21 protein-coding genes are annotated in these 22,107 nt (G+C 42.7%); 20 read left to right on the top strand and 1 reads right to left on the bottom strand.

The features are described from left to right. Positions 1-103: 103 nt before the first annotated feature. The 13 genes from PGU50_RS16705 (at position 104) to PGU50_RS16645 (ending at position 12,469) form a co-directional block, all read left to right on the top strand. The gene (locus PGU50_RS16705; RefSeq protein WP_270247507.1) at positions 104-1,033 is read left to right on the top strand and encodes a substrate-binding domain-containing protein; all 930 of its coding nucleotides are present in this window, start codon (positions 104-106) and stop codon (positions 1,031-1,033) included. Between the two features lie 20 nt (positions 1,034-1,053). Continuing rightward, positions 1,054-1,947, top strand: a complete 894-nt coding sequence (gene pstC, locus PGU50_RS16700) for a phosphate ABC transporter permease subunit PstC (protein ID WP_008368514.1) — start codon at positions 1,054-1,056, stop codon at positions 1,945-1,947. 88 nt (positions 1,948-2,035) lie between these two features. Next, positions 2,036-2,827, top strand: coding sequence for a phosphate ABC transporter permease PstA (gene pstA / locus PGU50_RS16695; RefSeq protein WP_416387082.1), 792 nt, complete (start codon positions 2,036-2,038; stop codon positions 2,825-2,827). A gap of 13 nt (positions 2,828-2,840) precedes the next feature. Further along, positions 2,841-3,590 (top strand): phosphate ABC transporter ATP-binding protein PstB, encoded by a 750-nt coding sequence (pstB, locus tag PGU50_RS16690; RefSeq protein WP_055158199.1) that lies wholly within the window; start codon positions 2,841-2,843, stop codon positions 3,588-3,590. Continuing rightward, positions 3,591-4,247: a phosphate signaling complex protein PhoU gene (gene phoU, locus PGU50_RS16685; RefSeq protein ID WP_117836255.1), complete on the top strand. Its 657-nt coding sequence runs from the start codon at positions 3,591-3,593 to the stop codon at positions 4,245-4,247. A gap of 22 nt (positions 4,248-4,269) precedes the next feature. After that, positions 4,270-4,950 (top strand): winged helix-turn-helix domain-containing protein, encoded by a 681-nt coding sequence (locus PGU50_RS16680; RefSeq protein WP_055249350.1) that lies wholly within the window; start codon positions 4,270-4,272, stop codon positions 4,948-4,950. Next, entirely contained in the window at positions 4,940-6,256 is a 1,317-nt protein-coding gene (locus tag PGU50_RS16675) for a sensor histidine kinase (protein ID WP_117836253.1), read from the top strand. Before PGU50_RS16680 ends, PGU50_RS16675 begins: the two co-directional genes overlap by 11 nt. Before the next feature lie 204 nt (positions 6,257-6,460). Beyond that, positions 6,461-7,165, top strand: a complete 705-nt coding sequence (locus tag PGU50_RS16670; RefSeq protein ID WP_008368506.1) for a TetR/AcrR family transcriptional regulator — start codon at positions 6,461-6,463, stop codon at positions 7,163-7,165. Positions 7,166-7,304: 139 nt separating this feature from the next. Beyond that, positions 7,305-8,294, top strand: a complete 990-nt coding sequence (gene pta / locus PGU50_RS16665) for a phosphate acetyltransferase (RefSeq protein WP_270247519.1) — start codon at positions 7,305-7,307, stop codon at positions 8,292-8,294. A 168-nt stretch (positions 8,295-8,462) separates the two neighbouring features. Then, positions 8,463-9,794: a type I glutamate--ammonia ligase gene (glnA, locus tag PGU50_RS16660; RefSeq protein ID WP_055249375.1), complete on the top strand. Its 1,332-nt coding sequence runs from the start codon at positions 8,463-8,465 to the stop codon at positions 9,792-9,794. Between the two features lie 37 nt (positions 9,795-9,831). Next, positions 9,832-10,377, top strand: coding sequence for an ANTAR domain-containing response regulator (locus PGU50_RS16655; RefSeq protein WP_270247504.1), 546 nt, complete (start codon positions 9,832-9,834; stop codon positions 10,375-10,377). A gap of 23 nt (positions 10,378-10,400) precedes the next feature. After that, positions 10,401-11,228: a diaminopimelate epimerase gene (dapF, locus tag PGU50_RS16650; protein WP_117559128.1), complete on the top strand. Its 828-nt coding sequence runs from the start codon at positions 10,401-10,403 to the stop codon at positions 11,226-11,228. Between the two features lie 26 nt (positions 11,229-11,254). Next, positions 11,255-12,469, top strand: coding sequence for an LL-diaminopimelate aminotransferase (locus PGU50_RS16645; RefSeq protein WP_008368500.1), 1,215 nt, complete (start codon positions 11,255-11,257; stop codon positions 12,467-12,469). A 731-nt stretch (positions 12,470-13,200) separates the two neighbouring features. Here PGU50_RS16645 and hydF read toward each other — a convergent pair. Further along, positions 13,201-14,448: a [FeFe] hydrogenase H-cluster maturation GTPase HydF gene (hydF, locus tag PGU50_RS16640; RefSeq protein ID WP_195502912.1), complete on the bottom strand. Its 1,248-nt coding sequence runs from the start codon at positions 14,446-14,448 to the stop codon at positions 13,201-13,203. Positions 14,449-14,857: 409 nt separating this feature from the next. Here hydF and PGU50_RS16635 point away from each other — a divergent pair, with 409 nt between their 5' ends. From PGU50_RS16635 to PGU50_RS16605, 7 genes are all read left to right on the top strand, one after another. Beyond that, positions 14,858-15,688, top strand: a complete 831-nt coding sequence (locus tag PGU50_RS16635; protein ID WP_270247503.1) for a transporter substrate-binding domain-containing protein — start codon at positions 14,858-14,860, stop codon at positions 15,686-15,688. Positions 15,689-15,734: 46 nt separating this feature from the next. Continuing rightward, positions 15,735-16,379, top strand: coding sequence for an amino acid ABC transporter permease (locus PGU50_RS16630; protein ID WP_117836343.1), 645 nt, complete (start codon positions 15,735-15,737; stop codon positions 16,377-16,379). Further along, positions 16,376-17,119, top strand: a complete 744-nt coding sequence (locus PGU50_RS16625) for an amino acid ABC transporter ATP-binding protein (protein ID WP_373143560.1) — start codon at positions 16,376-16,378, stop codon at positions 17,117-17,119. Before PGU50_RS16630 ends, PGU50_RS16625 begins: the two co-directional genes overlap by 4 nt. Before the next feature lie 349 nt (positions 17,120-17,468). Then, the gene (locus PGU50_RS16620) at positions 17,469-18,854 is read left to right on the top strand and encodes a sodium-dependent transporter (RefSeq protein WP_270247502.1); all 1,386 of its coding nucleotides are present in this window, start codon (positions 17,469-17,471) and stop codon (positions 18,852-18,854) included. A 237-nt stretch (positions 18,855-19,091) separates the two neighbouring features. Beyond that, positions 19,092-21,281: a PTS transporter subunit IIABC gene (locus PGU50_RS16615; protein ID WP_055158214.1), complete on the top strand. Its 2,190-nt coding sequence runs from the start codon at positions 19,092-19,094 to the stop codon at positions 21,279-21,281. 94 nt (positions 21,282-21,375) lie between these two features. Beyond that, the gene (locus tag PGU50_RS16610; protein ID WP_117559120.1) at positions 21,376-21,639 is read left to right on the top strand and encodes an HPr family phosphocarrier protein; all 264 of its coding nucleotides are present in this window, start codon (positions 21,376-21,378) and stop codon (positions 21,637-21,639) included. Between the two features lie 4 nt (positions 21,640-21,643). Further along, a partial coding sequence (locus PGU50_RS16605) for a phosphoenolpyruvate-utilizing N-terminal domain-containing protein (RefSeq protein WP_330672592.1) occupies positions 21,644-22,107 on the top strand: 464 nt, incomplete at its 3' end.

The raw sequence follows: 22,107 nt of genomic DNA, 5'->3' as shown, positions 1-22,107 counted from the left end.
AACTTTACACAGCCAGGATTTCAGATTTTACAACCATTTTATATGATAGAGACCGTGAAGAAAAGAAAAAACAAAAACACATAAAACGGAGGATTTTAGTATTATGAAATTCAGAAAATTAATGGCAGTAGCACTTGTAGCAGCAATGGCAGCAACAATGGCAGTTGGATGCGGAGGATCATCATCTGACAAGAGCGCAGATGGCAGTGCGGATAACAGCAGTGCAGATGGCGGAAGTGATTTTGATACATCAAATGATATCACAATCGTATCCCGTGAAGATGGATCCGGTACAAGAGGAGCTTTCATTGAGCTGTTCGGAATAGAAGAAAAACAGTCAGACGGAACGAAAGTAGATATGACAACAACAGATGCGCAGATTACAAATAATACATCGGTAATGCTTACAACTGTAGCAGGTGACGAATATGCAATCGGTTATGTATCACTCGGATCTTTAAATGACAGCGTAAAGGCTCTGAAGATTAACGGAGCAGAAGCCACAGCAGACAATATCGAAAATGGTTCTTACAAAGTGTCAAGACCTTTCAATATTGCAGTGAAGAAAGATCTTGATAATGAAGTTGCAAAAGATTTTATGGCATATATTATGAGTACAGAAGGACAGGAAATCGTATCAAATGAAAAATACATTCCGGTATCGGATGTAGAAGCTTATGCAGGATCAAAACCATCTGGAAAATGTGTAGTAGGTGGATCTTCTTCTGTATCACCGCTGATGGAAAAACTGATTGAAGCATATAAGAAAGTAAACCCAAATGCAGACATTGAGCTTCAGACTTCAGATTCTACAACAGGTATGACATCTACGATCGAAGGAAGCTATGACATCGGTATGGCATCCAGAGAACTGAAAGATGACGAAGCTTCAGAACTTGAAGCAACAGTAATCGCAACAGATGGTATTGCAGTGATCGTAAATAAAGCTAACACGGCAGATGAGCTTTCAGCAGATCAGGTAAAATCAATCTATGTTGGGGATGTTACAACATGGGATGAAGTTTCCAAATAAATAAAAGAGGAAATTAAAGAATGAAATCAAAAGCATGGACTGAAAAAGTCATGCAGGGAGTGTTCTTCATTGCCGCCTGCACTTCGGTGCTGGCGGTAGCTCTCATTTGCATCTTCTTGTTTGCAAATGGAATCCCTGCAATCAGACAGATAGGATTTGTAAAATTTATAACCGGTGATATCTGGCGTCCGGGAAATGAACTTTTTGGTATTTTTCCGATGATCATCGGAAGTATCTATGTGACGGCAGGAGCAATTATATTTGGTGTGCCGATCGGAATTCTGACTTCGGTATTTATGGCTATGTATTGCCCGAAGAAAATTTACAGACCGTTAAAAGCAGCAACTGAACTGCTTGCGGGAATTCCGTCAGTTGTATATGGTTTCTTCGGCATGGTGATCGTAGTTCCGATCATTCGGGACTTTGGAAGAACTTTAAAGATGATGGGACTGGTTGAAAAATCCGGAGATGGAAAAGGAATCCTGACTACATCAATTGTACTTGGTATGATGATCCTTCCAACGATCATCGGGACAACAGAAAGTGCAATGCGTGCAGTGCCACCACAGTACTATGAAGGCTCGCTGGCACTTGGCGCAACCCAGGAAAGAAGTATTTTCAAAGTTGTGATTCCGGCGGCAAAGTCCGGTGTGATCACAGGAATCGTACTTGGAATCGGACGTGCGATCGGTGAGACCATGGCAGTTATTATGATCGCAGGAAACCAGCCTAGACTGGTCAATAATATTCTGCTCGGTGTCCGTACTCTGACTGGTAATATTGTAATTGAGATGGGATATGCGACCGGACTTCACAGGGAAGCGCTGATTGCTACAGGAGTTGTACTTTTTGTATTTATCCTGATCATCAATTTTAGTGTTGCGCTGCTTAAGAGGAGGGGTGAACATGAGTGATCAGACGAAAAAACCTGTTTATATCAACCGGGAAAATTTTACAGATAAGATAAAAAGCTATCTGAGACATCCTGGATCCATGATTTTGATGTTTCTTGTGATGTTTGCGACATTTATCACGTTTGCATTGCTCCTGTTCCTGATTTTTTATATTTTGATCAATGGAATTCCGTATATTAAACCGTCATTATTTTCATTACATTATACATCGGACAATGCATCTGTTATACCGGCATTGATTAATACGGTTGTTATGACACTGCTTTCGCTTTTGATCGCAGTACCGTTTGGTATTTTTTCAGCAATCTTTCTTGTGGAATACGCAGGAAAGGGGAATAAATTTATCGAAGTGATCCGCCTGACGACGGAGACTCTTTCGGGCATTCCGTCTATCGTATATGGTCTGTTTGGTATGCTGTTCTTTGTGAATACGCTGAAATGGGGATTTTCCGTTCTGGCAGGTGCATTTACTTTATCGATCATGATTCTTCCGCTGATCATGCGCCAGACAGAAGAAGCACTTAAAGCAGTTCCGGATTCTTACAGAGAAGGAAGCTTTGGACTTGGAGCCGGAAAGCTCCGTACTGTATTCCGTATCGTGCTTCCATCGGCAGTTCCTGGAATCCTTGCGGGTGTGATCCTTGCCATTGGACGTATCGTAGGAGAGACGGCAGCACTGATTTATACAGCAGGAACGGTTGCACAGGTGCCAAAGAATGTACTTGGTTCCGGTCGGACACTGGCAATTCATATGTATATGCTGTCAAGCGAAGGGCTGTATATGAACCAGGCGTATGCGACAGCTGTTATTTTGCTTGTACTGGTTGTTGCGATCAACACCCTTTCCGGTGTGGTTGCGAAGAAACTGACGAAAGCATAGAGAGGAAAAGAAAATGTCAAAGATAAGTGTAAAAAATCTTGATTTATATTATGGCGATTTCAAGGCACTGAAAAACATTAACCTTGAGATCGAGCCAAATAAGATCACCGCGTTTATCGGACCGAGTGGTTGTGGTAAATCCACACTTCTCAAGTCGATCAACCGTATGAATGATCTGGTAGAAGGATGCCGGATTGACGGCGAAATCCTTCTGGACGGACAGAATATTTTTAAAGGAATGGACGTAAATGTCCTGAGAAAAAGAGTCGGAATGGTATTCCAGAAACCAAATCCATTCCCGATGAGCATTTATGATAATATTGCTTACGGACCGAGAACGCATGGAATCCGTTCAAAGGCAAAACTGGATGATATTGTAGAAAAATCACTGCGTAATGCAGCTATCTGGGACGAGTGTAAGGACCGTCTGAAAAAGAGTGCACTTGGCATGTCCGGTGGACAGCAGCAGAGACTTTGTATTGCACGTGCACTTGCAGTAGAACCGGAAGTACTTCTGATGGATGAACCGACTTCCGCACTGGATCCGATCTCTACATCCAAGATAGAAGACCTTGCGATGGAACTGAAAAAAGATTATACTATCGTTATGGTAACACATAATATGCAGCAGGCAGTCCGAGTGTCGGACAATACCGCATTTTTCCTTCTTGGAGAAGTTGTAGAATATAATGATACTGAAAAATTATTCTCGATTCCGTCCGATAAGAGGACAGAAGATTATATTACAGGGAGGTTTGGTTAAATGCGGAACAGATTTGACAGACAGCTGGAAGAACTTAATGAGATGCTTATTCATATGGGAGAACTTTGCGAGACGGCAATTGAGGAAGCGACAGGAGCCCTGGAAGGGCATGATATTGCCAGAGCAAAGGCTGTCATTACAGCAGACAGCGAGATCGATCAGATGGAAAAAGAAATTGAAAATCTCTGCCTGAAGCTTTTACTTCAGCAGCAGCCGGTAGCGCGGGATCTGCGAAGAATCTCGGCATCACTTAAGATGATCACGGATATGGAACGTATCGGAGATCAGACTGCGGATATCGCAGATATTGTGATCGCAACAAAATCAACAGAGGAAAAGAATCTGAAGGATATTAACCGGATGGCAGAGGCGACTGTAAAGATGGTAAGAGACAGTGTATCTGCCTATGTACAGAAAGATCTGGAGCTTGCAAGAAGAGTCATGGTAGCAGATGATGAGGTAGATGATCTTTTTGATCTGGTAAAAGGAGATCTGGTAAAATTTATTTCCGATCACAAAGGAAGTGCCGGAGATGAGGCAATCGACCTGATCATGATCGCAAAATATCTGGAGAGGATCGGAGATCATGCAACAAATATTGCAGAGTGGGTTGAATTTTCAATTACAGGTATTCATGCAGGCGGAACTGCAATCTAAAAGAAATTAAAGGAGAACGAGAATGATTTTTTGTGTGGAGGATGAAGCGAACATCCGGGAATTAGTAGTATATACACTTGAAACTACGGGATTTGAGGCCCGTGGATTTGAAGAAGGCACATCATTCTTTGAAGCTCTGGCAGAGGAACTGCCAGAGCTGATTTTGCTTGATATCATGCTCCCGGGAGAAGATGGAATGGAGATCCTGAAGAAGCTGAAGACTTCCGGGAGAACCAAAGATATTCCGGTCATCATGGTTACGGCAAAGGGTGCAGAATATGACAAGGTCATGGGATTGGATGCGGGAGCAGATGATTATGTGACCAAACCATTTGGAATGATGGAACTGGTATCCAGAATCCGTGCAGTACTCAGACGGACATCGAAAAAAGAAGAGGATGATACCTATGTGCTGGGTGAGATCCGCATGAACCGTAAAAAGCATGAAGTAACGGTAGCGGGAGAACCGGTAGCATTAACATTGAAAGAATATGAGCTATTGAGAAAACTTATGGAGAATCAGAATATTGTTCTGACAAGAGATAAATTACTGGAAGAAATCTGGGGATATGATTTTGACGGTGAGACCAGAACGGTAGATGTCCATGTAAGAACCCTGCGCCAGAAGCTGGGACAGGCAGGAGAATATATTGAGACTGTCCGGGGGGTTGGATACCGTATAGGAGAGATCGATGCGAAATAGAATCCAGAAAAGTATGATTTTTGTGGTTACGATGTCACTCCTGATCTCGTATATTCTGGTTACTCTGGTTATTTACCGGCAGGCGCTGGATATCCGGCGCAGTGAACTGGTTCAGGAGGCAGAATATATCCGGGCGGCAATAGATATATCCGGAGAAGAATATTTTGGCACCATGGATAAGGTCAGTAGGCGCACCAGGGTAACATGGATCGATAAAGACGGAAAAGTACTTTATGATACCGGAAATGATCAGGAAACGCTGGCAAACCACAAATCAAGAAAAGAATTCAAAGAGGCATTGGCAAATGGCAGTGGGCAGGATATCCGTATGTCAGACAGCAAAGGACAGGAGATGTACTATTATGCGTTGAAGATGGATGATAGCTCTGTCCTGCGTGTGTCAAGAGGCATGGATACGGTCTGGAATACAGCATTTATGATCTTACCGTATATGATTGCGATCGGGGTCATGATGGGGTGTGTTGCATGGTTTATGACAAGGCATCAGGTGAAAAGGCTGATTGCACCGATTAACAATTTGGATCTGGAAGAACCACTGGAAAATGATGTATATGAAGAGTTGCATCCGCTGCTTGAAAGAATTGACAGGCAGAATAAAGAAAAAGCAGCAATTGAACAGATGAGGAGAGAATTCTCTGCAAATGTTTCCCATGAGCTGAAGACTCCTCTGACCTCGATTTCGGGATATGCAGAAATTATGATGAACGGTCTTGTAAAATCGGAAGATATGCAGGGATTCAGTGAACGGATCTATAAAGAGGCAAGCAGGATGATCACCCTGGTCGGTGATATTATCAAGCTGTCAAAACTGGATGAGGGCAGTGTGGAGCTTGAAAAAGAGAATGTGGATCTGTATCAGATGACAAGGGAGATCGTGAGCCGTCTGGCACTTCAGGCAGAAAAACACAGAATACAGGTTGAAGTGGTAGGAGAACATGTGGAATGTTTTGGAATCCGTCAGATCCTGGATGAGATGATCTACAACATCTGTGAAAATGCCATCAAATACAATAAAGAAAATGGAAAAGTAAATATCTGGGTTGGAAATACACTGAACGGGAAAAAGGTCATTGTCCAGGATACCGGAATCGGAATCCCAAAAGAGCATCAGGAGCGTATTTTTGAGCGTTTTTACCGGGTGGATAAGAGCCATTCCAGAGAGACCGGCGGAACAGGTCTGGGTCTTTCAATTGTAAAGCATGGAGCACTTTTGCATAACGCAGAAATCCATGTGGAAAGTGAAGAAGGAAAAGGTACAAAAATGGAGCTTATTTTTCATTGTTAAAAAACTGTTTACAATTGGGAAATTAAAGGTATAATGTATAGAAAAAAGCTATGAAATATTATAGCTTTTTTCTATTTTATATCAAAAACAGAATCATGTATAATAAAGAGTAATATGACTAAAATTAAAAAATGGTTGAATTCGGTATGGAAGAGTGCCGGATACAATCTGTGTAGAGATTCACATGGAAAATGAGAGGCAACTATGGAAGAACAGAAGCAGAGTACGAGCAGCAATTATTTTAAAGGATTATCCAGAAGGGATTATATCCAGAAAGCACATGAGATCATTCAGCAAGAAGGGATTCAGGCAGTATCTATCCGCAGGATTGCTAAGGAGATGGGGTGCTCATCAGCAAGTCTGTACAGGTACTTTGATAATGTGTCTGAACTTTTATACTATGCAGAACTCAGAATTTTAACCGGTTACATAGACAGGCTGAATGAGGCTGAGAAATCCTGGAAGAATATGTGGCAGGTATATGTAGGTGTGTGGGATTGTTATGCAACGGAGGCATTTCATAATCCGGAAGCATATAATCTGTTATTTTTTGAGTATAACAATGTAAAACTCAAAGAAGCAATGCGGGAATATTATGAAATGTTTCCGGAAGATATTGTAAATGTTAACCGCTTTTTCTACAATATGCTTCAGACACCAAGCTTTCTGGCACGTGATTTTGAGATGTGCAAGCGGTGTATCAATGTTGGTGGTATTACATATGACAATGCAGTAAAATTAAACCGGATGGTGTGCATGCTCTTTGAAGGCTATTTCAAAGATGTATATGAAAACGGGATAGAGGAAGAGCAGATTCCGGAACGTGTAAAACTGATGGTAGATGATGTAGATACGATCGTTATGGCTCTTGCCAACAATCTGAAAGGCTATAAAGGATACCGTAAATAAGGAAAAAACGCCGGTTTTTGGTTATTTTTAAATACAATCCTTGTTAAAAATTTAATTAAATTGCAATCCCAAAAAAACGTGGTAAAGTATATGTGAAAGTATCGAACACACGAAATAAGGAGGCAATTTAATGGACAATATGAAAGGCTTCGGCATGATGATTCAAGAGCTGAAGAAAAATCCAAAAACGATCGTTTTTACAGAAGGAACAGATGAGAGAATTCTTGAGGCAGCTTCCCGTCTTTTAGCAGGAAGCTTCCTTACACCAATTCTTGTTGGAAATAAAGAAGCAGTATTAGAAGCAGCTGAAAAGTATGGATACAACATCCGTGGCGGAGAGATCATTGATCCGGATGATTATGAGAGATTTGACGAGATGGTAGAACTGTTCTGCGAACTTCGTAAGAGCAAAGGTGTTACACCGGAGCAGGCAGCAAAGACACTTAAGAGAAACAACTATTTTGGAACCATGCTGGTTAAGATGGGAGTTGCAGACGCACTTCTTGGAGGAGCTACTTACTCTACAGCAGATACCGTACGTCCGGCACTTCAGCTGATCAAGACCAAACCGGGATCAAGCTGTGTATCTTCCTGCTTCATTTTGGTTCGTCCGTCAGCTACAGGTGAGAACGAAGTTCTTGCTATGGGTGACTGCGCGATTAATCTCAAACCAACAGAGGATCAGCTTGCAGAAATCGCATGGGAAGTTGCAGAATGTGGTAAACACTTTGGTATCGATCCAAAGGTTGCATTCTTAAGCTACTCTACACTTGGATCTGGAAAGGGTGAAGATGTAGATAAGATGCGTAATGCAGCGGCAAAAGCAAAAGAACTGTATCCTACACTTCCGATCGAAGGAGAGCTTCAGTTTGATGCAGCTGTATCTCCGCGTGTTGCAAGAACAAAATGCCCGAACAGTGAAGTAGCAGGTCAGGCAAATACATTTATCTTCCCGGATATCAACGCAGGTAACATCGGATATAAGATCGCACAGAGACTTGGTAACTTTGATGCATACGGACCGATCCTTCTTGGTCTTAATGCACCGATCAACGACCTGTCCCGTGGATGCAATGCAGAAGAAGTTTATTCTATGGCAATCATCACAGCAGCACTCGTAGAAGACTAAGAGTATTGACAAATATTCAGACGAAAATTATAATATAACAAACAAGGGCGTTTTCAAAATGGATTGAGAACGCCCTTGTTGTATTATCAGAGTATCATAGGTCTTTAATATATGAGACTTTTTGATATTTCATTTATGAGTAGTAAAAACAGGAGGATTTGTATGAGTATGAAAAATTATACGAGAGAAGATATCCTGAATCTTGTCGAGGAAGAAGACGTGGGATTTATCAGGCTGCAGTTCACCGATATTTTCGGAACAATGAAGAATGTAGCGATTACAGTAAGCCAGCTTAAGAGAGCACTGGATAACAAATGTATGTTTGATGGATCTTCGATAGAAGGATTTGCCAGAATCGAAGAATCGGATATGTATCTGCACCCGGATCTGAATACATTTGAAATTTTCCCGTGGCGACCGCAGCAGGGAAAGGTTGCAAGATTTATCTGCGATATTTACAGACCGGATGGAACAGCTTACGAAAGCGATCCGAGACATGTTCTTAAGAAGGTACTTTCCGAGACAAAAGAGATGGGATATGACTTTAACGTAGGACCGGAATGCGAATTTTTCCTGTTTGAGACGGATGATGCGGGAAATCCGACGACGATTTCCAATGAACGTGCAGGATATTTTGATCTGGGACCTTTGGATCAGGGAGAGAATGCAAGACGTGATATTGTTCTTACAATGGAAGATATGGGGTACGGTGTGGAGGCATCTCATCACGAGATGGCACCGGCACAGCATGAGATCGATCTGGAATATACAGAGGCGCTGGATGCAGCAGACAATATCATGACATTTAAGCTTGTTACCAAAACAATCGCAAAAAGACACGGGCTTCATGCTACATTTATGCCAAAGCCAAAGGATGGTATCCATGGCTCAGGAATGCATCTGAATATGTCTCTGTCAAGAGATGGAAAGAATGTTTTTGCAGATGAAAAAGATCCGAATGGTCTGAGCAAGGAGGCTTACTATTTTATCGGCGGACTTATGAAACATATCAAAGCGATCAGCTTTATCACAAATCCGATCGTGAATTCCTATAAGAGACTGGTTCCCGGATATGAGGCACCGGTATATATTGCCTGGTCAGCGAATAACCGGACTCCTCTGATCCGTATTCCAAGGGTATCAGGGGAAAGCACAAGAGTCGAACTCAGAAGTCCGGATGGGGCAGCAAATCCATATCTGGCACTTGCCGTATGTCTGGCTGCCGGAATGGAAGGAATTAAAAACAAGATCCTGCCGCCGGAGAGTGTAGATGAGAATATTTACGAAATGACAGATGTGGTGAAAAATGCACTTGGAATTGAGGAGCTTCCGGCAAGCTTAAGAGAAGCAATCACAGAATTCCAGAAAGATCAGTTTATGCAGGAAGTACTGGGAGAAGAACTGTCACAGAAGCTGATTGAGTCAAAGCGTGCAGAATACAGAGAATACCGCACTCAGGTTACAGAATGGGAAATTAATGAGTACTTACAGAAATTCTAAAGAAACTTTCCAATTCTAAAGGCAGGAGGCTGGTATTATGAGCAGTATTATTGTTGTATTTCCAAAAAGGGAGATTGCAACCAATATTCGCAATATACTGGTACGAAATGGATTTGACGTGATTGGTGTGGGGGTAACCGGAGCACAGGCGGTTCAATTGGCAGATAATCTGGATGATGGAATTGTAGTTTGTGGTTATAAAATGAAAGATATGTTATATAATGAATTGAGAGATTATCTGCCGAGTACGATTGAGATGCTTTTGATCGCATCGCCGGAGAAATGCAGTGACAGGACTCCGGGAGTGATCAGCCTGTCGATGCCGTTTAAGGTATTTGATCTGATGAATACGATCGAGATGATGGCACAATCGATCAGCAGGCGGAGAAAGAAAAGAAGAGCAGAGCTTAAGAACCGAAATCCGGAGCAGCAGGCACTTGTAAAAGAGGCAAAGAGTCTTCTGATGGAACGTAATAATATGACAGAGGAAGAAGCGCATCGCTATCTGCAGAAATGTAGTATGGAGAGCGGTGTCAATATGGTGGAGACAGCTCAGATGGTACTTAGTATTATGGCGGAATAAAGGAGATTGAAGAGGCAGGATATATGATCTTTACAAAAATGCATGGTCTTGGAAATGATTATGTGTGTATAAACTGCTTCAGAGAAAGGGTGGAAGATCCACCTGGATTTGCAAGAGCGCTTTGTGACAGGCATTACGGGATCGGAGCGGATGGTCTGATTCTGATATGTCCGTCAAAGGTGTCTGATTTTAAAATGGAGATATACAATTCGGATGGATCTGTTGCCGGGATGTGCGGCAATGGCATCCGATGCCTGGGAAAATATGTATATGATTACAGACTTACCGGAAAGGAAACTCTCAGTATCGAGACGAAATCCGGAATTCGTAACATGCACCTTCATATTCAGGATGGGAAAGCCTGCGGTGCTATGGTAGATATGGGTGTTCCAAGACTGAACGCACATAGCATTCCAATCCTGAGTGAAAAGGATCTGGTGATCAATGATCCGATTGAGGTACAGAAGAAGAACTACCGCATGACCGGGATTTCGATGGGAAATCCGCATGCGGTAATCTTTTCAGAAGAGATAAACGGGATTTCTCTGGAAGAGACAGGAAGGGAGTTAGAATTTCATCCGAGATTTCCGGAGAGAGCAAATATCGAGTTTTGTCATGTGACTGCGAGGGACCGGATGGAGATCCGTGTGTGGGAGCGGGGTGTTGGTGAAACGCTTGCCTGCGGAACCGGAGCATGTGCAGCAGTTGTGGCTTCTGTGCTGAATGACTTGACAGATGAGGAAGTAATCGTTAAATTATTAGGTGGAGAGTTATCTGTCAGATGGGACCGTAAGGTGAATCATGTATTTTTGGAGGGACCTGCGGTTAAAGTATTTGATGGTGTACTATAAAGATCAAATCACAAAGGAGACGACATATGTACAGTGTAAATGAAAACTACTTAAAGTTACCGGGAAGCTATCTGTTTTCCAATATTGCCAAAAAAGTTGCAGCGTTCTCAGCAGCGAATCCGGATGCACCGATCATCCGTTTGGGAATCGGTGATGTAACACAGCCGCTTGCACCTGCGATCATCGAAGCGCTTCACAGTGCAGTTGATGAGATGGCACACGCAGAGACATTCCACGGATATGCACCGGATCTTGGATATGAATTCTTAAGAAGCGCGATCGCAAAGAATGATTTCCAGGCAAGAGGATGTGATATTGCTGCAGATGAGATCTTTATCTCAGACGGAGCAAAGAGTGATTCTGGAAATATCCAGGAGATCTTTGGACCTGACTGCAGAATCGCAGTAGGAGACCCGGTATATCCTGTATATGTGGATACAAACGTAATGGCAGGACGTACCGGAACTTACGATCCAAAGACAGAAACATGGAGCAATGTAATCTACATGCCTTGTACAGCAGAAAATGGATTTGTACCGGAACTGCCAAAAGAAGTACCGGATATGATCTATTTATGCTTCCCGAACAATCCGACCGGAGCGGCTATCACAAAAGATGAACTCCAGAAATGGGTAGATTATGCAAATAAAAACGGGGCAGTGATCATTTATGATGCTGCATATGAAGCATATATCACAGAGGAAGATGTACCACACAGTATTTTTGAATGTGAAGGAGCAAGAACCTGTGCAATCGAACTTAGAAGTTTTTCTAAGAATGCCGGATTTACAGGAGTACGTCTTGGCGCAACAATCATTCCGAAAGATCTTAAGTGCGGAGATGTGATGCTTCATTCACTGTGGGCAAGACGTCACGGAACAAAATACAATGGAGCACCTTATATCGTACAGAAAGCCGGAGCTGCTGTTTATACAGAGGCTGGAAAAGCACAGATAAAAGAGCAGATCGCATACTATCAGAAGAATGCAAGAACGATTTATGAAGGTCTGAAGAATGCCGGATACACGGTATCCGGAGCAGTGAACTCACCATATGTATGGTTAAAGACGCCGGATAACATGACTTCATGGGAATTCTTTGATTTCCTTCTTGAAAAAGCAAATGTAGTCGGAACTCCGGGATCAGGATTTGGACCGAGCGGGGAAGGATACTTCCGCTTGACAGCATTTGGAAGTTACGAGAATACGTTGGAAGCGATCAAGAGAATTGAGAATATTTAATTGAAAATTTGGCTGCAGGGACGGGCGTCGGATCACGGTGTGGATTTGGCGGTGGACTCTGGCGTGAACAGCCTGTAACATGAAAAGAAAGAGAAAAGTGTGATACCAGACTCATTCGACGGAAAATCTGATGATTTTCCATCTCAGGAGTCTTCGGAGTTTCGTACTTGGGGTACGAAATCCGATCACACTTTTCTCTTTTTTTCATTAACAGGCTGTAACACGCCGCCATATACCGCCAAATCCACACCGTGATCCGACGCCCTGGGCGCTGCAGACAATTTAAAATGATACCTGGCTTTAAGCTTTATTCAACCGTTATGTGTGTCTATACCAAAACAAAATCACTCATAACATATAAGCCAGAACAAAAGTAAATATAATAAGAATGGATTTCAATTCTGAACAAACAATCCTTCCATCCACAGCGAGGCGCATCTATGATGCGCCAATGCGGAAGCTTTGAATAACGTAAGGGCGAAGCGGGGACGAGGTGACGGTTTCACGCCATTCGTAAGAGCCGTGCAGTCTGTTAATTTAATCGGGACGGAAATTGTGACCAGATTTCGTACTACAAGTACGGAATCTGAGGACTGCCTGAGCCGGAAAATCATCAGATTTTCCAGCGAATCAGTCCGGTGTCGCAACTTCCGTCCCGATTAAATTTTACAGAATGCAGGCGATGAAGACCGGCGTGAAACCGTCACCTCGTCCCCGCTTCGCCCGTAACCTTATTCCAAACTTCCCCTAACCGGTATGAGACTCCGCTCCAATACCCCTTTCAGGTGAGCAATAGCGGTTCCGTAGTTCGTGATCGGTACGCTCTGGTCTTCGGCACATTTGAGGCGGTACTGCATTTCGCGTTCGTTGAGAGTGCAGCCACCACAGTGAATGATGAGTTTATAAGGTGAGAGATCAACTGGGAATTCGGTTCCGCTGGTGAATTCAAAGTGCAGGTCTTTATTTCCGGTATGCTGGCGGATCCAGCGAGGAAGCTTCACTGTTCCAATGTCATCACATTGCCTGTGGTGGGTGCAGCCTTCACAGACGAGGATTTTGTCACCATCTTCCAACTTGTCCAGCATCTGTGCGCCTTCGACCTGAAGCTTCAGATTCCCTTTGTATCTGGAAAGCAGGATGGAAAAAGAGGTCAGTGGAATATCTTCCGGTGTATCGGCAGACACTTTGGCAAATGCCTGGCTGTCGGTGATGACAAGGCGTGGCTTTTTGCCAAGAGACGAAAGTGTTTCCTTCAATTCTGTGTCACGGGTTACAATAGAGATTGCACCAGCCTCCAGTACATCGCGGATGGTCTGCTGCTGCGGGAGGATCAGACGTCCTTTTGGGGCGGCAGAGTCGATCGGGACGACCAGAACGACAAAATCATTTGGATTTAAAAGATCGCGGACGAGATATTTATCCTGATCTTCTTCCGGAGCCTGGCTTGCAATCAGTTCTTTTAATTCATGAACATGGTATCCGGTTACTGTGCTGACTTCGATACTGTTGGAAGCATCTATATGAAAAGAAGCATCCGACATAGAATCCAGGTTCGGACAGACTGCGCCATTTTCAGCAGAAGAGCAGAGGTCAGATTTATTTTTTACCACAACGTAAGGGATCTTCTTATCCTGTATTTTCTTTAAGATGGATAAATCTTCTGGTGTCATGCCAAGAGAGGCATCGATTACCAGAACAGCGATATCTGTTTTGTTTAAAATCTGGTAGGCTTTTTTGACACGCAGTTCACCGAGTTCTCCGATGTCGTCAAGCCCCGGGGTGTCAATGATCACGACAGGTCCGAGGGGAAGAAGTTCCATTGCCTTTGGAACCGGATCGGTAGTTGTTCCGAGAACATCAGATACAATGGCAAGATTCTGTCCGGTGATAGCGTTGATGATGCTGGATTTTCCGGCATTTCTGCGACCGAAGATACCGATATGTACACGATCTGCAGAAGGGGTGCTGTTAAGACTCATAGTTTTTGTAATCTCCTTTTTTGTATTCTTTTTGCGCAGGAATTCCTTTGCAGTCAGTTTGGATCTGGAAATAGTGTATCACATATACTATAGAAAATCAATTTTGTGAAAATTTACTTAAAAGAAACATATAAAACTGGCAATTTTGGATAAAAGTTTCATTGACTAAAGTGTGAAAGTACGGTAAAATAATCACAAGTTCATAAAGAACAGAACAGACAAGGATGTCGCATCAGATGCGGCATCCTTTTTGTATTTCAGAAAAGAAAGTAATCAGAAGTGCAAAGTAATTTCTCAAACAATCCCGGGAACGAGAGAGTGTCTGCGGACGGAAATGCAAGGGCGCATTACAAAAGAATTTGTGATGCGCCCTTACGTTTTCACTACACAGTTAAGGAGGATTATTATTATGAAAAAAAGATTAATAGCAATTTTAATGTGTGCAGCAATGGTAACAGTCCTTGGAGCAGGATGTGGAAGTAAAAAAGAAGATACAAAGGAAACCTCTGATATAAAGAAAGAATATACAGAAGACGAGCTGAAGGACAGCATGAAAGGTGTCAAACTGAAAGTCGGAACAACCGGACTTTTCGGACCGTTCACATACTATGATGAGGACGGAAAGACGTTGATCGGATACGATGTTGATCTGTTAAATGATCTGCAGGAGCTTCTGGGATTCGAAATCGATGGTGGTCTCCAGGCAATGGATTATTCGGCACTTACTACCTCACTTGCTGAAAACAAACTGGACATCGGAGCAGCAGCACTTTGTGCAACAGATGAAAGAAAAGAAGTTATGGACTTCAGTGATATCTATTGTGATTCCGGTCAGGTCGTTATGGTAAATAAAAACGACGATAAAGGAATTAAGAGTGTTGATGATCTGAAGGATAAAAAAATAGCTGTTGAAAAGGGAACCGCATCTCATACTTATGCAAGCAAGAATCTTACAAGTGCAACACTTGAAGTACATGACACGATCACAACTGCATATGAATCTTTGGAGCAGGGAAAAGTAGATGCTGTTATTCAGGATGGACCTGGAGCATATTTCTATATTAAGACAACACCGGACAGCAACCTGGAGGTAGTCGGGGATGAGTTTAATCAGGGTCAGGCACCGTATTGCGTAGCAATTTCTAAAGAATGCAAATATTATGATGAAATCAATGCAGCTGTAAAGGTACTGATTGATAATGGCACAACAGATGAACTCTATGCGAAATGGTGTGAATAATCAAAGAACAGACAGCAACTAAAAAGAAGATAGGATGAGATAGTATATGGATATGACTTTTTTGAATGTTTTACTTCCAATGATGTTTGAGGGATTAAAACTTACGATTTTAATTGCTGTTGTCGGTATCACAATTGGCTTCCTGATCGGAAGCCTCTGTGGATACCTGCTTCAGTCGAAATATAAAATAGGGAAAGCAATTACAGAAGTTTACATTTGGATCATTCGTGCGACACCACTTATGGTGCAGGCTTTATACGGATATTTTGTAATTCCGAAGCTTTTGGGTGTCGATATTGGAAGCACTGCAGTGGGAATTGGCGTTATCGCACTGAATTCCGGTGCATTTATTTCAGAAATTGTAAAAGGTGCGTTGATGAGCATTGATCCGGGACAGAAAGAAGCAGGTGCATCACTTGGACTTACAAGTGCACAGACGATGATCCATCTGGTTATCCCACCGGCATTTAAAGCGGCACTTCCGGCATTATTTAACCAGTTTATCATTTCTGTTAAGGATACCGCACTTTTATCTGCGATTGCGGTTAATGAGATCACGCATCAGGCACAGGCGTATGCAGCGTTGAGCTTTAAAGCAATTCCTACATACACAGCACTGGCAGCGTTTTATCTGGTGATACTTTCGGTACTGATAATTGTCCAGAAACAGATAGAAAGGAAAATGAGGTGATTGGTATGATTAAAGTAAATCATTTGTCGAAGAAATTTGGGAACCTGGAGGTATTAAAGGATATCAATCTTGATATCAATGAAGGTGAAGTGGTCTGTATCATCGGACCTTCCGGATCGGGAAAGAGTACTTTCTTAAGATGCATCAATCAACTTGAAAGACCGACAGGCGGAACCGTACAGTATGAGGGAAAGAATCTTCTCGATAAGAATTGTGACATCCGCAAATTCCGTGAGGAAGTCGGAATGGTTTTCCAGAAATTCAATCTGTTTCCGCTTAAGACCGTTGTTCAGAATGTTATGATGGCACCAATCCTTACCAAACACATGAATAAGGAAGAAGCGCATGCAAAAGCACTGGAACTTCTGGATAAGGTAGGATTAAAGGATAAAGCGGATGTATATCCGAGTACACTTTCAGGTGGACAGCAGCAGAGAGTTGCCATTGCAAGAGCACTGGCAATGGAACCGAAAGCGCTGTTGTTTGATGAGCCGACATCGGCGCTGGACCCGGAACTGGTAGGAGATGTACTTGATGTTATGAAATCTCTTGCGAAAGAAGGAATGACGATGATCGTTGTAACACATGAAATGGGCTTTGCACGTGATGTGGCAGACCGGGTCATCTTTATGGCAGACGGATATGTTGTTGAAGAAGGCAGACCGGATGCAATTTTTACAGCACCAAGAGAGAGAAGGACGCAGTCATTCTTATCCCGTGTTCTTCCGGCAACTGCATAAATAAGACGTTTTGTAAAAATTATTGATATACTACTCATAAAGGGGCAGGTGAGAGCCTGCCCCAGTGTAAAAAAGATCAAGAAAATGAGTAAAATACTTCCATTGACTTTCCTATATCCGATTGTTAAAATAAGAAGAAAGCTAAAGAAGGGACCTTCGCCATACGGCGGAGGTGTTTTTGGCTTATAGAAAAATATAATTTCTATATTATGATGTAAGTGTCAAAAGTATCAATTGCGTTTGTGCTCGCACAAATAAGCAATTGATACTTATTGACACTCACATCATATTATTAAAAAGCTGGAGATGGTGTGTACGGAGGCACCACTGTAAAAGGAGTGTAGAAAAGATGGAAAAGAAGAGGAGTAATTTTACCGGCTCGATCGGATTCGTGCTGGCGGCTGCGGGAAGTGCAGTCGGGCTGGGGAACATCTGGAGATTCCCGTATCTGGCAGCAAAAGGTGGAGGCGGAGTGTTTATTCTGTGCTATGTGGTACTGGCACTTACCTTTGGGTTTACGTTGCTGACAACAGAGATCGCGATCGGACGTAAGACAGGACAGAGTCCGCTTACTGCATATGAACAGATGCATAAAGGATGGGGAGGAATTGGTGTGCTTGCATGTGCAGTACCGGTTATCATTCTTCCGTATTATTGCTCGATTGGTGGATGGGTACTCAAATATTTGTCGGCATTTCTCACAGGTCATGGGGCGCAGGCAGCAGAAGACGGATATTTTACAGGCTATATTACACAGGTCGGACAGCCGATCATATGGATGCTGATCTATGTGCTTATTACGGCAACGGTTGTTTATAAAGGAGTAAATAAAGGAATTGAAAAATACAGTAAGATTCTGATGCCGATCCTGTTTGTACTGATTGCGGGAATTTCTGTATTTTCTCTTACCCTGAAACATACAAATGCAGATGGAGTGACAAGAACCGGTATGCAGGGACTGGCGATTTACCTGATCCCGAATTTTAGAGGGATGACGGTTAAAAGTTTCCTTTCGGTTGTGATGGATGCATTGGGACAGCTTTTCTTCTCAATCAGCGTGGCGATGGGAATTATGGTTACTTACGGATCCTATGCGAAGAAAGAGACCAATCTGATGAAGTCGATCAACCAGATTGAGTTTTTTGATACGCTTGTAGCGCTTCTGGCAGGACTTATGATCATTCCGGCTGTTTATACTTTTATGGGAACCGAAGGAATGTCTGCAGGACCGGGACTGATGTTTGTATCTCTGCCAAAAGTATTTAAAGCAATGGGGGCAGCAGGAGTGTTGGTAGGAATTGTATTCTTTCTGATGGTATCTTTTGCAGCGGTTACTTCTTCTGTATCTGTTATGGAGGCAATCGTATCAAGCATGATGGATAAATTCCATGTATCCAGAAAAAAAGGAACGATCCTGACTACTTTATATGGAATGATCGTTGGTGTGATCGTATGTCTTGGATACAACAAGCTTTATTTCGAACTGAAACTTCCGAACGGCACGGTAGCGCAGATTCTGGACGTGATGGATTATCTCAGCAATAACTGTCTGATGCCGATGGTGGCACTGCTTACCTGTATTCTGATCGGATGGGTTGTAAAACCAAAAGTGATCATCGATGAAGTGACACTTGGCGGATACAGGTTTGGCAGAGAAAAGCTTTATGTTGCAATGATCAAGGTAATTGCACCGTTGATGCTTCTGATTCTTTTAGTGCAGTCCGTAGGATTATAAAAAGAAAATTTCAGAAAAGGCTTGACATTTAGTGGAAAATAAATTATTATAAGTTACAGATTTTGGTGTGTAACTGTACGGCAGGCATTAACCATACATAGATATTATTTTGATATTTGTGTGGGGTTAATGCCTTTTTTGCGTTAAAAATTCGGATAAAAGGCTTCCACGAAAGAAAATAATATCATAGGCATAAGCCAGGTAATTAAAATTTCTTGAGGAAAAGGAGTACATGCAATGAAAGACAAAATTTTTGGCGTATTGCAGCGAGTAGGAAGATCCTTCATGCTTCCAATCGCAATTCTTCCGGTAGCGGGTCTGCTGCTGGGATTCGGTAGCTCGTTTACCAATGCTACCACAATCCAGACTTATGGTCTGGAGAAAATTTTAGGAGACGGAACCATCCTGAATTCGTTACTCATTATCATGAACAAAGTAGGAAGTGCTGTATTTGACAACTTGCCACTGATTTTCGCGGTTGGAGTTGCAATCGGTATGGCAAAGAAAGAAAAAGAAGTAGCGGCACTTTCTGCATTGATCGCATTCTTTGTTATGAATGTTGCAATCAATGCAATGCTTGTGATCACAGGAGAGATTACCGCAGATGGAACGATCGCTTCGAATGTACTGGAAGGAACCATCACTTCTGTTTGCGGAATCCAGTCCTTACAGATGGGTGTGTTTGGTGGTATTATTGTAGGACTTGGTGTTGCTGCTCTGCATAACCGTTTTCATAAAATCGTTCTTCCAAATGCGTTATCATTCTTCGGAGGGTCCAGATTTGTTCCGATCATTTCTACACTGGTGTACATGTTTGTTGGGATTGGAATGTATTTTGCCTGGCCGGTTGTACAGAATGGAATTTATGCACTTGGCGGACTGGTAACCGGAAGCGGATATCTGGGAACCCTGATTTTTGGTATTATTAAGAGAGCTTTGATTCCGTTCGGACTTCATCACGTATTTTACATGCCATTCTGGCAGACAGCAGTCGGTGGAACAATGGAAGTTGCGGGACAGATGGTACAGGGAGGACAGAACATCTTCTTTGCACAGCTTGCTGATTCTGCAAATATCGCACATTTCAGCGCAGATGCGACCAGATATTTCTCAGGTGAATTTATCTTTATGATCTTCGGACTTCCGGGAGCGGCACTTGCGATGTACCGCTGTGCAAAACCGGAAAAGAAAAAACAGGCAGGAGGACTTCTCCTTTCTGCAACACTTGCCTGCATGATGACGGGTATTACAGAGCCACTGGAATTCTCATTTCTTTTTGTTGCACCGGCACTTTTTGCTGTACAGGTAGTGCTTGCAGGTTCTGCTTACATGATCGCGCATATCCTGAATATAGCAGTAGGACTTACCTTCTCTGGTGGTTTTCTGGATCTGTTCCTTTTCGGTATCCTGCAGGGAAATGCAAAGACAAGCTGGCTTCGGATCATTCCGGTTGGAATTATTTATTTCTTCCTGTATTATTTTATCTTCAGTTTCCTGATCAAAAAGTTTAACTTCAAGACACCGGGACGTGAAGATGATGATACAGAGACAAAATTATATACAAAGGCAGATGTAAATGCCAGAAAAGAAGCAGGAAAAGAAACAGCAGGGAATACAGGAACCGCAGATCCGGTAAGTGAGGCAATCACACAGGGGCTTGGCGGAAAGAAAAATATCAGTGATGTGGATTGCTGTGCAACAAGACTTCGTATCACAGTTCATGACGCAGCCCGCGTAAATGATGAGATCATCAAGACAACAGGTTCCAGAGGAATCGTGAAAAAGGGACAGGGTGTCCAGATCATTTATGGTCCGCAGGTAACTGTGATTAAGTCTAAACTGGAAGATTATCTGGAAACAGCTCCGGATGAATATTATGAGAGCGCTGCTGTGTCAGAAGAGAATTCAGCTGAAGAAAATACAGATACTGTAAATGAAAATAATGAAACCCAGGAAAAAGTGGTAAATACAATTGTTGTATCCAGTCCGATCACCGGTATGGCAGGCGATATTACAACCTGTCCGGATGAAGGATTTGCAGGAAAAATGATGGGTGACGGAGCTGTTGTTACACCGGAAGATGCTGTGATCTGCGCACCGGAAGATGGAGAAGTGCTTTTCGTATTTGAAACAAAGCATGCACTTGGGTTCCAGACAGAAAGCGGACTTGGCATGCTGCTTCACATCGGTATTGATACCGTATCTCTGAACGGTGAAGGATTTGAAGTATTTGTAGAAAATGGTCAGAAAGTGAAGAAGGGGGATCCGCTTATGAAGATCGATATTCCATTCCTGACTTCGCATGCACCGTCTCTTTGTTCACCGGTACTTTGTACAGAACTGGAAGAGAATCAGAGAGTACGTCTCCTTGCAACGGGAGAAGTAAAAGCCGGCGATCCATTATTTGCCGTAGACACAGTAGAATAGAACAGCGAAAGCTGTTTTAATAATGACGGCGCTTTGAAAAGCAAAGCGCTGTCAAAAGATAAACTAAAATAAAAAAAGAAAAGGAGAATTTATCATGAAAGAATTTAAGTATGTAGTAACAGATGCACAGGGAATCCACGCAAGACCAGCAGGAATTCTGGTAAAAGCAATTGCAAAAAAAACTTCAGATATTAAGATCAAAAAAGCAGGAGATACACGTGAAGTCAATGCAAAGAGCATTATGGCAGTTATGAGCCTTGGCGTAAAACAGGGAAATGAAGTTATCATCACAGCTGACGGTGCAGATGAAGAAGAAGCAATCGCCGAAATCCAGAAAGTATTAGAGGAGAATCTGTAGGACTATGATTACACTAAGTGGTAAAAGTGTTTTTGGTGGTGTGGCCATCGGGAAGATCGCTTTCTATAAAAGACAGGAAAAGCAGGTAAGACGGTATCATTTAGAGGATACTGAAGCAGAGGTGGCACGTTTTGAGGAGGCCCAGGAGACTGCGATCGCACAGCTCGGTGAGCTGTATGACAAGGCAATGGAAGATGTAGGAGAAGCCAATGCGGCAATCTTTGAAGTACATCAGATGATGCTGATGGATCTGGATTATGTGGATTCGATTAAGAATATTATTACCACCCAGGAAGTCAACGCAGAGTATGCTGTTGCAACGACAGGAGATAACTTCTCCCGGATGTTTGCATCTATGGATGATGCTTATATGCAGGGACGTGCAGCCGATGTAAAAGATGTATCGGATCGACTTCTCGGTATCCTTTCGGATGCCGGGGAAAGCGGTGTTGTGGCAGACGAACCGGT

The organism is Coprococcus sp. AM11-30B (assembly GCF_027674365.1).
Classification (GTDB): domain Bacteria; phylum Bacillota; class Clostridia; order Lachnospirales; family Lachnospiraceae; genus Allocoprococcus; species Allocoprococcus comes.
Note: the sequence above shows the minus strand (reverse complement) of the source record. Positions and strands in the feature narration are given on the sequence as shown.